Consider the following 13257-nt stretch of genomic DNA (forward strand, 5'->3'; position numbering starts at 1 on the left):
CCGCCCTCAACGAAGGGCGTCCAGCAGGCGGTACCAGGCGATCCCCGCCCCCAGGTACAGACGCTGCAAGCCATGCAGCGGAATCGGCCGGATCGGCGTCACTGGAAATGGAAATTCACTGCTCGCCCCCGACAGCCGCGCCGCCAGGTGCTTGCCCAGGGCCGTGGACAAGGCGATGCCGCGACCGTTGTAGCCGAGCAGGATCGACAACCCCGGCTGCGGCTCATGCAGCTGCGGCAGGAAACTCTGATTCAACGCCACCCGCCCGCTCCAGCGATACTCGATGGGCGTGCCCGCCAACTGCGGAAACAAGCCCAGCAACGAACGCTCCAGATGGTGCCAGTCGCCGCTGTGGCTCGGCTCGGAAAACGGTCCGCGCCCCCCCAGCAACAAGCGCCCCTGGGCATCCTGCTTGAAATACAGCAACAGGCGCCGAGCGTCGGAACACACCTCGCCATTGGGCAGGATGCCCTGGCGCAGCTCGGCCGACAGCGGACGGGTGGCGATGATGAAGCTGTTGGCGGCGATCACCGTCTGCCGCAGCCGTGGCCACAGGTCGTCGGTGTAGCCATTGGTCGCCAGCACCACCTGCTGGGCCTGGACCCGATGACCCTGGGCGGTGCGCAGCTGCCACTGCCCGCCTTCGCGCTGCAAACCTTCGACCCGAGTCTGCCCGTGAATCCGCACGCCCTGCTGCTGCGCCACCCGGGCCAGGCCGCGCGCATAGTTCAGCGGGTGCAGGCTGCCGGCGCGCGGATCGACCCAGCCGCCGAGGTAGTTCTGGCTGCCGATGCGCCGACCGACAGCGGCGCGATCGAGCAACTCCACCGCCACCCCGCGCCGACGCCACTGCTCGGCGCGCTGTTCGATGGCCTGCAGGGAACTGGCGGAAAACGCCGGCTGAATCCAACCCTTGCGCGTCGCATCGCAAGCGATGCGATGCTGATCGATCAGGGCAAACACTTCGTCGGCCGCCGAGCCGGCCGCCTCCAGCATGGCCTCGGCGCGGGCCGCGCCGAACTTGGCCAGCAACTGATCCGGGTCGTACTTGAGCCCGGGAATCACCTGCCCGCCGTTGCGTCCGGAGGCACCCCAACCCGGCTCCCCGGCGTCCAGCACACAGACGCTGACCCCGGCCTCGGCCAGGCGCAGCGCGGTCACCAGCCCGGTGTAGCCGGCGCCGACTATGGCCACGTCGGCCCGCAAGTCTTCGGCCAGCGCCGGGGTCTCGACCGCCGCAGTCGCCGTGGCGGCCCACAGGGAGGGCGGCAGGCGCAAGGTTTCGGCGGCCTTCATGCCTGCACCTCCGTGCCCTGGTTGAGCAGGCGCTTGAGGAAGTCCTGGGTGCGCGGATGGCGCGGCGCGCTCAGCACCTGCTTCGCCGGCCCGGCCTCGACGATCTTGCCGCTGTGGAGGAAACACACCTTGTCCGCCACGTCCTGGGCAAAGCCCATTTCGTGGGTGACGACGATCATGGTCATGCCTTCGTCGGCGAGCTTGCGCATCACCGCCAGCACCTCGCCCACCAGCTCCGGGTCCAGCGCCGAGGTCGGCTCGTCGAACAGGATCGCCTGCGGGTCCATGGCCAGGGCCCGGGCGATCGCCACCCGCTGCTGCTGGCCGCCGGACAGCTCGTCCGGATAGGCGTGCATGCGATGGGCCAGGCCGACTTTTTCCAGCAGCGCCTCGGCCCGCTCCCGGGCCTGCTGCGGGTTCTGCTTCTTCACGTAGATCGGCCCTTCGGTGACGTTCTGCAACGCAGTGCGATGGGGGAACAGGTTGAAGCGCTGGAACACCATGGCCACCTGGGTGCGCAGCTGGTGAATGGTCTTGCCATGGCGGTCGACCCGTTCGCCGCTGACCAGGATGTCGCCCTGCTCGTAGCTTTCCAGGCCGTTGATGCAGCGCAGCAGGGTCGACTTGCCGGACCCCGAGGGGCCGATCAGGCACACCACTTCACCGCTCTGCACGCTCAGGTCAATGCCTTCGAGCACCGCCACGTTGCCGAAACTCTTGTGTACGCCCTTGATCTCGATCATGACTTTCTCCGGGTGCTGAAGCGCGCCTCCAGGCGACGCAGGGCAAAGGACAACGGCAGGCTCAGGGCCAGGTAGAGCAAGGCCACCAGGGTGTAGACGGTCATGTTCTCGAAGGTCGAGGACGCGATGAGCTGACCGGCGCGGGTCATCTCGGCCACGGTGATGGTGGACACCAGCGAGGAGTCCTTGAGCATCATCACCAGGGTGTTGCCATAGGGCGGCAAGGCAATGCGAAAGGCCTGGGGCAGGACCACCCGGCGCATGATCATGCCGCCGCGCATGCCGATGGATTCGGCCGCCTCGATCTGCCCCTGGTGAATGGCCTGGATGCCGGCGCGGAAGTTCTCCGCCTGGTACGCCGAGTAGGCGATGCCCAGGCCAATCACCCCGGCCTGCATGGCCGTGAGCTGGATGCCGAAATCCGGCAGCACGAAGTAGATGTAGAACAGCTGCACGATGATCGGCAGGCCGCGAATGACGTTGACCACGCCAATCGCGAACAGCGAGATCGAGCGCACCTTGGACACCATCATCAAGGCGAATACCAGGCCGATCAGCGAGCTGAGCACAAAGGAGCCGGCCGTGACCTGCAAGGTGACCACCGCCCCTTTCAGCAGAATGGGGAGGAAGTCCAGAGCGTTCTGGAGAAACATAGGAGGACCTGCGCAATCAGGAGTGAAGCGCCCCCGCCGGACGGCCGGGCCGCGGGGTGGTCAGTTGAGCTTCCACTTCTCGATGATCCGCTCCAGGGAACCGTCGGCCTTGATCGCCGCGATGCCGCGGTTGACCTCGTCCAGGGTCTGCGCATCGCCCTTGCGCACAATCAGGCAGACATCGCCCATCACCACCGGTTGGTAGCTTTTCACCAGCTGCACCTTGTTCTGGGTGCCCTGGGCCAGTTGGTAGGCGACGATCGGCCGATCGGCGAAACCGGCCTTGATCCGCCCCAGCGCCAGGTCGCGCAGCAGGTCGGGGATCGAGTCGTAGCCGCGCACTTCCTTGAAAATCCCGCGCTTGTTCAACTCATCGATGAACACCGTACCGACCTGGGCACCGACCACCTGGTCCTTGAAGTCCTCCATGCGGGTGTAGGCGGTGTTGTCGTCGGCGCGCACGATCAGCCCCTCGCCGTAGCTGAACACCGGGTTGGAGTACTGCACCACCTTCTCCCGAGCCGGGGTGCGCAGCATGGCGGCGGAAATGATGTCGATCTTGTTCGAGGTCAGCGAAGGGATCAGCGCGGCGAAGGTGGTCTGCTGGATATCCACCTCGAAGCCGCCGGCCTGGCCCACCGCCCGGGCGGCGTCGATCATCATGCCTTCGATGCTCTGGCTCTTGACGTCGAGAAAGGTGAAGGGAATGCCGGTGGCGGTGGCGCCGACCTTGTACACCGGCGCGGCGCCGGCACTGACGGAACCGACGAGGCCGGCGGTGAGTGCGCAGCACAATGCAAGGACACGAAAACGCTTTTGCATGGCGAATCTCCCATTGGACGATTTTATTGTTTGAAGTCCGTGATGGTTGGCCTCTGATAGTGGGGCAGGAGGCATGAACCGACTATAAACAATTTACAAAAATCGTAAAGAGATTTATAAATATCGAATATCGATATTTAAAACACAAAAAAACCCAAAGGAACCGCCATGAGCGACACCCCCAATAGCCTGTTCAATCAGTCGCTGGAAAAAGGCCTGGCGGTCCTGCGCGCCTTCAACGCCGCCCAACGGACCATGAACCTGGCGGAAATCGCCGAGGCCGCCGAGATCAACAAAAGCTCGGCGCAACGCATGATCCACACCCTGGAGCAGCTCGGTTACGTGCGTAAGCACCCGCAGACCAAACGCTTCCAGCTGACCCCGCGGGTGATGGAGATCGGCTACAACTACCTCGCCGCCGACACCCTGGTGGACGTGGCCAACCCGTTCCTTGCCGAACTGGCCCAGGTCACCGGCGAAACCACCAACCTCACCGAGCCCGACGGCCTGGACATGGTCTATGTCGCGCGCTTCGTGGCGCCCAAGTTCATTCCGATCCACATGCCCATCGGCAGCCGCATCCCGATGTACTGCACCGGTTCCGGCCGCGCCTACCTCAGCGCCCTGCCCGACCAGGAAGCCTTGGCGATGCTCCAGGCCAGCGACCGCCAGGCCCATACCCGGCACACCCTGACCGGGATCGACGCGATCCACGGGGAAATCGTCGCCACCCGCCAGCGCGGTTACGCCCTGAACCAGGAAGAGCTGTTTCTCGGCGACATGAGCATCGCCGCGCCGATTATCGGCAGCCAGGGCCTGCCGGTGGCCGCCGTGCACGTGGTGATCCCCAGCAGCCGCTGGACCCTGGAAGAAGCCGAACGCAAGCTGGCGCCTTCGGTGATCGAGTGCGCCCGGGCGATTCGCACCTCGATTCGTACCCTCTGAGTGGCCATGACCCTTTTGTAGTCGCCGGCGATCGACTGCGCAGCGGTCGCAGGCATGGGCTCCGGGATTTGGCCCGGCACTCGGCGTTGCGAGGTTTTACCACCGCTGCGCGATCGATCGCAGCCTGCGGCAGCGGCTACACAGGCGCGCAAGGTGCGCGAGTAGGCTAAGATTCGCGACCTAACGTCATTGCCCGGAATCACTGTTCATGTCCAGCCTTGCCCCTGCCAGCCCCGTCCGGGGCTGGTCGTTCTGGTGGAAACCCGCCCTGTTCGTCCTGGTGGCGTGCGTCGGCCTCTACTTCGTCAAGTGGTCGCCCTACTACGCCAAGGCCTTTATCGCCGCCGACAGCCACAGCATCGGCGCCTCGATCATCAACGATCAGCCCTCCTCGCCTCTGAACGCCGCCCTGGCCTACGCTCAGGTGTATTTCCTGGCGATCTGGAAGGCCGCGGTGCTGGCGGTGATCCTCGGTTCGCTGCTGCAAGTGCTGATCCCGCGGGACTGGCTGCTGCGCCTGTTCGGCCGCGCCGGTTTCGGCTCGACCTTGCGCGGCGGCCTGTTCGCCCTGCCGGGCATGATGTGTTCCTGCTGCGCCGCGCCCGTGGCGGCGAGCATGCGCCGGCAGAATGTCTCGGTGGGCGCGGCGCTGGCCTTCTGGATCGCCAACCCGGTGCTCAACCCGGCGACGCTGGTGTTCATGGGCTTTGTCCTGGGCTGGGGTTTCACCGCGCTGCGGCTGGTGGCGGGCATCGTGCTGGTGCTGGGAGTGTCGCTGGTGGCCCAGCGCATCGCCCGTCCCGAGCAACTGCCGGAAGCGGCGGTGGAGGCCGTGGTCGAAGCCAGCACGGGCAATGAAGGTGCGTTCTTCAGCCGCTGGGCACGCAGCCTGTGGCAACTGTTCTGGAGCACCATTCCGATCTATGTGCTGGCGGTGCTGGTGCTGGGCGCGGCGCGGGTCTGGCTGTTCCCCCATGTCGAGGGCGCGATTGGCGACAGCCTTTTGTGGCTGGTGCCGCTGGCGATTGTCGGCACGTTGTTCGTGATTCCCACCGCCGCGGAAATCCCCATCGTGCAGACCATGATGACCCTGGGCATGGGCACCGGCCCGGCGGTGGCCTTGCTGATGACCCTGCCGAGCATCAGCCTGCCGTCGCTGTTGATGCTGCGCAAGGATTTCGACGCGCGGGTGCTGATGACCGTCGCCGGCCTGACCATGCTGATTGGCGTGGTGTGCGGGTTGATTGGCGCGGCGCTGTTGTAACCCAAGGTTCGATGGCGTCCGCCTGGACGTCATCGCGGGCAAGCCTCGCTCCTACAGACGCTCACGATCTCCTGCAGGAGCGAGCGGGCGGCGATCCGACTTGCCCGCGATGGGGCCAAAGGCCCCGCCCTTCTACCGACTCAACCGCGCTGACGAGCCCGTTCGCGCAAATACTCCAGCACCGCCGCCTGCTCGCCGACGAACTCGATGCGCGCGCCCTTGCTTTCGCGCTGGAAGGCATACATCGGGTCGTAATATTCCTTGAGCAAGCCTTCGATCCAGGCCCGGTGCAGGTCCACGCTGCCGCTGCGGGCCTGCTCGGCCAGGGCGGCCTCCAGCAGCTGGTACAGGCGCTGGTGACGCTCGCCCCCCAGGCGTTTGCGGATGTTGTTCAGGCTTTCCAGCAGGCGCTCGGAAAACCGCGCGAAACCGTCCTCGCCATGCACCGCGACGAACTCCGCGCACAGGTCGATCACGTAGTCGCGCAGGATCCGCTCGACCCGCCCCTCCAGGCCATCCTCCAGCCAGACCATGGGGAAACGCTGCATGCCCTGGTACAGCGGCAACGGCAAGGCGCAGCTGCCGATCATGCGGTTCTCGTCTTCCAGCACGAACCCGCCGATGCCGCGCTCGCGCTTTTTCAGGATGTCCACCGCCAGGCGGTTCTCGAAGTCGATGTTCGACGGCTGGCCGCTGGCGCGCTTGCCGAAACTGGAGCCGCGATGATTGGCGTGGCCTTCCAGGTCCAGGCCGTTGGCCAGTTGGTTGAGCACCTCGGTCTTGCCGATTCCGGTCATGCCGCCGAGCAGGACAAAATCACACTCGGCCACCGCTCCTTCGAGGGTGTCGAGCAGGAAGGTACGCATGGCCTTGTAGCCGCCGCCGACCCGCGTGTAGTCGATGCCGGCCTCGTCCTTGAGCCACTGCTGGACGATCTGCGAACGCAGGCCGCCACGGAAGCAGTACAGGTAGCCATCGGGGTGGGCCCGGGCGAAGTCGGCCCAGGCCTGGATGCGCTCGGCCTTGATCGCCCCGGACACCAACTGGTGCCCGAGGACGATCGCCGCCTGCTGGCCCTGCTGCTTGTAGCAGGTGCCGACCCGCTGCCGTTCGTGGTCGGTCATCAGCGGCAGGTTGACCACGCCGGGAAAGGCGCCCTTGCTGAATTCGACCGGCGCGCGGGTATCCATCATCGGCCGGTCGTTGAGGAAGATTTCGCGGTAGTCGGTGATATCGATGGGCATCAGATCACCTCGACCGCGTTGCTCTGTCGTTCCACCAGCTCACCGATCGGCGCCAGTTCCAGGCCCAGTTCGGCGGCCAGCGCGAGGAAGGCCGCATTGCCTTCCGGGGTGACAGCGATCAACAGCCCACCACTGGTCTGCGGGTCGCACAGCACCAGCTTGTGCAGGGCCTGGATACGCCCGAGCTTGTCGGCGTAGCTGTCGAAATTGCGCTGGGTGCCGCCCGGTATGCAGCCCTGGTCCAGGTAGTACTCGACCCCGGGCAGGCGCGGCACGCGATCGTAGTGAATGCGCGCGGTCAGGTTGCTGCCGTCGGCCATTTCCACCAGGTGCCCGAGCAGGCCGAAACCGGTGACGTCGGTCATCGCGGTCACGCCGTCGAGCTTGCCGAAGCGGCTGCCGGGCTTGTTCAGGGTGCACATCCAGTCGCGGGCCAGGCCGACGTCGGCGCTGCGCAACTTGCCCTTCTTCTCGGCCGTGGTCAGCACGCCGATGCCCAGGGGCTTGGTCAGGTACAGCAGGCAACCGGCGGTGGCGGTGTCGTTGCGCTTCATATGGCGCTTTTCCACCAGGCCGGTGACGGCCAGACCGAAGATCGGTTCCGGGGCGTCGATCGAATGGCCGCCGGCCAGGGGGATGCCGGCCGCGTCGCACACCGCGCGGCCGCCGCGAATCACCTCGCGGGCGATTTCCGGCGCCAGCACGTTCACCGGCCAGCCAAGGATGGCGATGGCCATCAACGGGTCGCCGCCCATGGCGTAGATATCGCTGATGGCGTTGGTCGCGGCGATGCGCCCGAAGTCGAACGGATCGTCGACGATCGGCATGAAAAAGTCGGTGGTCGAGACCACGCCGCGCTCTTCGTCGATGGCGTACACCGCCGCGTCGTCGCGCGAGGCGTTGCCGACCCAGAGTTTCGGGTCGAGGTTCTGCGCGCCGCTGCCGGCCAGAATCACCTCCAGGACCTGGGGAGAAATCTTGCAACCGCAACCCGCGCCGTGGCTGTACTGGGTCAGGCGAATCGGCTCGCTCATGGGGCACCTCTGGAAGTCGTGGAGCGGCGATTCTAGCAGAGCGACCCGAGCAGAACGTCAAGCACCCTTCCCTGCACTGCAGAACCAGCATCGAACGAACGCAGCCAGATAGTCAGCGAATACTCGACCCGAGGCCGCGAAGGTCGTTGATTGCCATCACCTCGATGATTGAACGAGGGCGCATCAGCCCTGTGCAAGGCGCCAGCGCCTTCGCCCTTTCTTCGCGCACAACGCCCAGGCGCAGTGCAACGTCCTGACCGAAAAGACAGCTTATGGGTAGGTTTCACCTTTATTTCAATCAGATACTTCAAGTTGGTACAGCATATGCAAACGTTTGCGAGGTCAGCCTTCGAGAGCTTTCGCCGCCAGTTCGGCCAGGCCGGGCCACTCGGGCTTCAGAACCGCACGAACAGGGATTTTCAATGCACGTACCTTTCACCCCCTCCGCGTCCCGCCACACCTTGGTTGTTTCCTTGCTACTAAGCGCCGTTACAGGACTACTCAGCGCTACCGCCCAGGCCGAGGAAAAAACCCTCGACGACTCGGCCCAGGGCGAGAGCCTGAGTCCCGCCGCCGCACCGGCGAAACCAGGCCCCTACCTGTCGGACTGGTACAACCAGGACCTGACCCTGATCGGCAGCAAGGACATCAGTTTCGGTCCGCAGCCGGCCGACGATATCTACCTGGAATACGAGTACTTCGGTCGCAAGGGGCCGTTCGAGCTGTACGGCTACATCGACATCCCGAAGATCTTCAACATCGGCAACAGCCACGACAAAGGCGTGTGGGACCACGGCTCGCCGGTGTTCATGGAACACGAGCCGCGGATCTCTATCGACTACCTGGCCGGACGCAGCCTGGCCATCGGCCCGTTCAAGGAGTGGTACGTGGCCTTCGACTGGATCTACGACCACGGCAGCAACAGCGCCAACCGCGCCAATACCCTGTACAGCGGCCTGGGCACCGACATCGACACCCATTCGCGGGTCAACCTGTCGGCCAACTTCTACGGGCGCTACCAGTGGGAAAACTACGGCGCCAGCAATGAATATTCCTGGGACGGCTACCGCGCCCAGCTCAAGTACATCGTGCCCATCAGCAAGTTCGGCAACGGCGCGTCGCTGACCTATATCGGCTTCACCAACTTCGATTTCGGCTCGGACCTGCACAAGGACAACCCGGCCCGCACGGCCAACGCCACGGTGGCCACCAACGTATTGCTGTATTCCTTTACCCACCTGCGGTTCACCCTGGTCGGCCGTTACTTCCACAATGGCGGCAACTGGCAGGACGGCAGCGAGCTGAATTTCGGCGATGGCGATTTCCGCGCCCGGTCCAATGGCTGGGGTTACTACGCCGGCATCGGTTATCAATTTTAAGAGCAGCTGCAAGCTGCAAGCTGCAAGCTGCAAGCTGCAAGTCAAGAAGCATGGAGGTTTTATGAATGTGATGACCCGTCTGTCCCTGTCGGTTGGTCTGGCTGCCGGAACTCTGCTGTCCTGCGGCGCCTGGGCGAGCGAAACGGCTGCGGCACCGATCAAACCCAAGGTGATGCTGATCACCATGTTCGCCCCCGAGGCCCAGCACTGGATCGAGCGTCTGGAGCTGAAGCAGGAAGTGCGCGTACCGGGCCTGTCGGCGGAGTACCCGGCGATTCGTTGCAATACCAGGGACGTCTGCCTGCTGGTCACCGGCATGGGCCAGACCAACGCCGCGGCCTCGACCCTGGCACTGGCGCTGTCGCCGAAATTCGACCTGCGCAAAAGCTACTTCCTGGTCGCCGGGATCGCCGGCATCAGCCCTAAACACGGGACCATCGGCACCACTGCCTGGGCGCATTACCTGGTGGAATTCGGTACCCAGTGGGAACTGGATTCGCGGGACGCGCCCAAGGACTGGCCGACCGGTTACCTGGGCATCAATACCAAAGGCCCGAACGAGAAACCGCCGCTGGACTACAAGACCGAAGTCTTCGAGCTCAACCCGAAACTGCAGGCCAAGGCCTTCGCCCTGTCGCGTCGGGTAAGCCTGAGCGAAAGCAAGGAATCGGCGGCCTGGCGCCTCAAGTACCCGGCGGCCCCGGCCAACCAGCCGCCGGTGGTGACCCAGTGCGACACCCTGGCGGGCAACACCTGGTTCTCCGGCACGCGCCTGAGCGAGCGGGCCGAGGTCTGGACCCGCCTGCTGACCGACAACAAGGGCGAGTACTGCACCACCCAGCAGGAAGACAACTCGACCTACGAGGCCCTGCTGCGCGCCAGCCGCGAAGGCCGGGTGGACGTGCAGCGGCTGGCGGTGGTCCGCGCCGGCTCCGACTTCGACCGCCCCGAGCCGGGCGGCAGCGAGGTCGACAACCTGCTCAAGTACGCCGACCAGGGCGGTTTTGTCCCGGCCCTGGAAAACCTCTATCGCACCGGCAACCCGCTGGTGCAGGACATCCTGAAGAACTGGTCGGCGTGGGAGAAAGGCGTGCCGGGGGCGTAGCGAAAACGCCTGCGACTTTGGTTATGGGGTTGTCTGGGCTGACGCCCTCGCAAGCAAGGCCCCATGCACGACACAGCCCTCAACCTGTAGCCGCTGCCGCAGGCTGCGATAGGTCCGAAGGACCTCAGCGAACGCAAGATCGCCGCGCCCCTTCGGGGCGATCGCAGCCTTCGGCAGCGGCTACATAAAGCCGTGCCAGCCTGCCGATTCAGGCAGGTTGGCCACCCTTACGGCAGCAGAATCACCTTCTCGCCGCTGCCCTTGTTCACCTCGTGATAACGCTCGACGCCCTGCTCCAGCGGCGATTCGAACAGCCCCTGCGGCAACGGCAACAGCCCTTCATCGAAGAACCGGCCGAACTGCTCGAGCATGGCCGCACAGGCCTGCACGCCGTACAGCAACGAGTTGATCCCGACCACCGAACCGCCCTTGCGATACAGGCCCAGGGCCGGCAGTTGCACATGACCGTCCACCGGCGCGGCAATGATGGCGATGCGGCCGAACGGCGCCAGGGCCGCGACCGAGGCCGGCAGCCAGAAACCGGTGGTGTCGAAGATCACCTCGGCGCCGCCGGCGAACACCTCGTTGACCTGCGCCCCGAGGTCTTCCGGCTGGTCCAGTTGCACGGTCTGGAACCCTTGTGCCTGCAAGGCCTTGACCTGCTCCGGGCGCCGTGCCGCGGCCAGCACCCGGGCTCCGCGAACCTTCGCCAGGGCCAGGGCGGCGCTGCCCACCGCCCCGCCGCCAATCACCAGCAAGGTGGTGCCGGCGCTTACCCCGCTGCGTTCCAGGGCATCCCAGGCGGTGGTGTAAGGCACGCCCAGGCTGGCGGCCTGGGCGAAGCTCAGCTGCGCCGGCTTGTGAGCCACGCCCTTGGCCGACAGCACCACGTACTGGGCATGGGAGCCGTCCGCGTAGAACCCCAGCTCCTTGCCGGTGCCCCAGACCTCCTGCCCCACCCACTCCTGCGGCCCCTCCACCACCACCCCGGCAAAATCCCGCCCGGGAATGCGCGGCACGGTGGTGTAGGGAAAACGCCCGAGCACGTTTTTCACGTCGCTGGGGTTGAGGCCGGCGGCCTTGATCCGCACCAGTACCTGATCGGCGGCCGGCACCGGGGTCGGCACCTCGACGTAGTGCAGCGACGAGAGATCGCCGGTCTTGGAAAATTGCAGGGCGTGCATAAGCACCTCCATAAACAGGAATACATAAAAGAATCGAAAGGCCTCAGGACAACCAGTTGCTCACCAGCTGCCGGCCCATGGGCCATAGCTGCTCGCCGGCGAGCATGCCGAGCAGCCCGACCAGGGCAATGGCCGGCGGCGCCGGCGAGCGAAAATTCAGCGCGCCATAAAGCAGGCCGACGCCGAGACCGATGGCCAGGGAGATGAGGTAATGCATGACGAACTCCAGGCAGTGCGCCGCGCCAGAGCGGCGACGATTGGGCATGCCGGGAGTCTAGGGAACGCCGAACCGGGCAACCGGCCAAGCACTTCAGGATTTCGGCCAATCTGTGGGTCGGCGCCGTGGCGGCCTGGTTGGTTGGCGATGCAGATACTGTGGTGTGCCAGACAGGTCGCTATCGCGAGCAAGCTTCGCTCCTACGGGATTGCAGCGCCCACACACAATGGATGCCTGTACGCAAAGCCCCGTAGCCGCTGCCGAGCCGCGCGAGGCTGCGATCGACTGCGCAGCAGGCGCAAAACCTGAGAATGCAGTGGGTCTGGGTAAACGCGGTGGCCCGGTCGCTGCCTCGCAGAGCTCGGCAGCGGCTACAGGGATGACAGGCACTCAGGCGCGGGCTTCCCCGGCCGCGTATTGCGACGGGGCCAGCCCCAGCTCGCGGCGGAACATGTCGCTGAAGCTGCCGGGGGAATACCCCAGCTCACGGGCGATGGTGCCGACCGGCACGCCCTGGATCAGCTCGGCGGCGGCCGTGGCCAGTTGCACCTGGCGGCGCCACTCGGCGAAGCCCATGCCCAAACTGTCTTTGAACAGCCGCGCCAGGGTGCGCACGCTGGCGCCCGCCGCCTCGGCGTGGCGTTCGAAGGGAATGTCCAGGGAAGGCGCGGCCATCACCGCCTGGCAGAGGCTGATCAGGCGCCGGTCGGAACTGTCCGGCAGGACGATCTTCAGCTGCGAGCGCCGGGCGCGCTTGAGCTCCAGCAGGGCCAGGCCCACCAGAGCGTCGTAGTACTCCGGCTGCGGCGCGCCGTCATGCTCCACCAGGCGCACGATCAGCTCGCGCAGCAGGTTGTCCACCTGCAACACCTGCACCTGGCTGTCGAGGGTCGCCGCCAGGCACGGGCGCAGATAGATATTGCGCATCTGCAGGTCGGTGACCACGCGGATCCCGTGGGGCACGCCCGGTGGCAGCCACACCGCCCGTTGCGGCGGCACCACCAGCGCCTCGTTCGGCGTCTCGACCCACATCACCCCGCTCATGGCGTACAGCAGCTGCCCCCAGGCATGTTCGTGGGGCTCGATGAACAGGCCACGCGGATAGGTGCGCGCCAGGGGTTGCACCGGTACGTCGGTGTCGCTGAGGTCGGGAGGTGCGGCAAGGGCCATGGCCGGGCATCGTCGTCAAGCAAGGGGAGCCCATGGTAACCCCGCCGATCCGCCTGGAAAACCGCGAGAAAACATCCGAACGGGCGCCGCAGCGACAGGCAATAAGCCGTTCGAATGCTTGCCCGACCGCTGATACCCTTGCTCGACAATCCGAGTGAATTTTTCCCTGCCCGCGCGGGTCACTAAACCATCACAGGGAGG

At 65.5% G+C, this 13257-nt stretch carries 13 protein-coding genes; 4 read left to right on the forward strand and 9 right to left on the reverse strand.

The features are described from left to right. Window positions 1-6 precede the first annotated feature (6 nt). From J4E58_RS25375 to J4E58_RS25390, 4 genes are read right to left on the reverse strand one after another with little or no spacing between them, the layout of a single operon-like run. Window positions 7-1296: an FAD-binding oxidoreductase gene (locus J4E58_RS25375; RefSeq protein WP_087088324.1), complete on the reverse strand. Its 1290-nt coding sequence runs from the start codon at window positions 1294-1296 to the stop codon at window positions 7-9. Continuing rightward, window positions 1293-2039, reverse strand: a complete 747-nt coding sequence (locus J4E58_RS25380) for an amino acid ABC transporter ATP-binding protein (RefSeq protein WP_081362099.1) — start codon at window positions 2037-2039, stop codon at window positions 1293-1295. The genes J4E58_RS25375 and J4E58_RS25380 overlap by 4 nt, the downstream gene beginning before the upstream one ends. Further along, the gene (locus tag J4E58_RS25385; protein WP_009043142.1) at window positions 2036-2692 is read right to left on the reverse strand and encodes an amino acid ABC transporter permease; all 657 of its coding nucleotides are present in this window, start codon (window positions 2690-2692) and stop codon (window positions 2036-2038) included. The genes J4E58_RS25380 and J4E58_RS25385 overlap by 4 nt, the downstream gene beginning before the upstream one ends. A 60-nt stretch (window positions 2693-2752) precedes the next feature. Beyond that, window positions 2753-3514: an ABC transporter substrate-binding protein gene (locus J4E58_RS25390; protein WP_053260502.1), complete on the reverse strand. Its 762-nt coding sequence runs from the start codon at window positions 3512-3514 to the stop codon at window positions 2753-2755. 168 nt (window positions 3515-3682) lie between these two features. Between J4E58_RS25390 and J4E58_RS25395 the strand changes: the two genes are divergently transcribed. Both J4E58_RS25395 and J4E58_RS25400 read left to right on the forward strand, forming a co-directional pair. Further along, window positions 3683-4459, forward strand: a complete 777-nt coding sequence (locus J4E58_RS25395) for an IclR family transcriptional regulator (RefSeq protein WP_009043140.1) — start codon at window positions 3683-3685, stop codon at window positions 4457-4459. Between the two features lie 208 nt (window positions 4460-4667). After that, on the forward strand, window positions 4668-5723 hold the full coding sequence (locus J4E58_RS25400; protein WP_007932609.1) for a permease: 1056 nt from the start codon (window positions 4668-4670) through the stop codon (window positions 5721-5723). Between the two features lie 140 nt (window positions 5724-5863). Here the strand turns inward: J4E58_RS25400 and mnmH are convergent, their stop codons facing one another. Together mnmH and selD are read right to left on the reverse strand one after the other, a co-directional pair. Continuing rightward, complete coding sequence (mnmH, locus tag J4E58_RS25405; protein ID WP_087088327.1) at window positions 5864-6967, reverse strand: tRNA 2-selenouridine(34) synthase MnmH; 1104 nt, start codon at window positions 6965-6967, stop codon at window positions 5864-5866. Further along, entirely contained in the window at window positions 6967-8001 is a 1035-nt protein-coding gene (gene selD / locus J4E58_RS25410; RefSeq protein WP_087088329.1) for a selenide, water dikinase SelD, read from the reverse strand. Before selD ends, mnmH begins: the two co-directional genes overlap by 1 nt. Before the next feature lie 422 nt (window positions 8002-8423). On the opposite strand from selD, the gene J4E58_RS25415 reads away from it, so the two are divergent. Continuing rightward, window positions 8424-9380 carry a nucleoside-specific channel-forming protein Tsx gene (locus J4E58_RS25415; RefSeq protein WP_053260500.1) on the forward strand — a complete coding sequence of 319 codons (957 nt, stop codon included), beginning with the start codon at window positions 8424-8426 and terminating at the stop codon, window positions 9378-9380. A 61-nt stretch (window positions 9381-9441) separates the two neighbouring features. Beyond that, window positions 9442-10485 carry a purine nucleoside permease gene (locus J4E58_RS25420; RefSeq protein WP_087088331.1) on the forward strand — a complete coding sequence of 348 codons (1044 nt, stop codon included), beginning with the start codon at window positions 9442-9444 and terminating at the stop codon, window positions 10483-10485. A gap of 227 nt (window positions 10486-10712) precedes the next feature. Here J4E58_RS25420 and J4E58_RS25425 read toward each other — a convergent pair whose 3' ends face one another. From J4E58_RS25425 to J4E58_RS25435, 3 genes are all read right to left on the reverse strand, one after another. Further along, complete coding sequence (locus J4E58_RS25425; protein WP_087088333.1) at window positions 10713-11669, reverse strand: zinc-binding alcohol dehydrogenase family protein; 957 nt, start codon at window positions 11667-11669, stop codon at window positions 10713-10715. Between the two features lie 43 nt (window positions 11670-11712). Further along, window positions 11713-11886, reverse strand: coding sequence for a DUF1427 family protein (locus J4E58_RS25430; RefSeq protein ID WP_007930748.1), 174 nt, complete (start codon window positions 11884-11886; stop codon window positions 11713-11715). A 390-nt stretch (window positions 11887-12276) separates the two neighbouring features. Continuing rightward, window positions 12277-13056: a helix-turn-helix transcriptional regulator gene (locus J4E58_RS25435; protein ID WP_087088335.1), complete on the reverse strand. Its 780-nt coding sequence runs from the start codon at window positions 13054-13056 to the stop codon at window positions 12277-12279. Between the last annotated feature and the right edge of the window lie 201 nt (window positions 13057-13257).

Source organism: Pseudomonas sp. FW305-25 (genome assembly GCF_017351415.1).
Classification (GTDB): Bacteria; Pseudomonadota; Gammaproteobacteria; order Pseudomonadales; family Pseudomonadaceae; genus Aquipseudomonas; species Aquipseudomonas chlororaphis.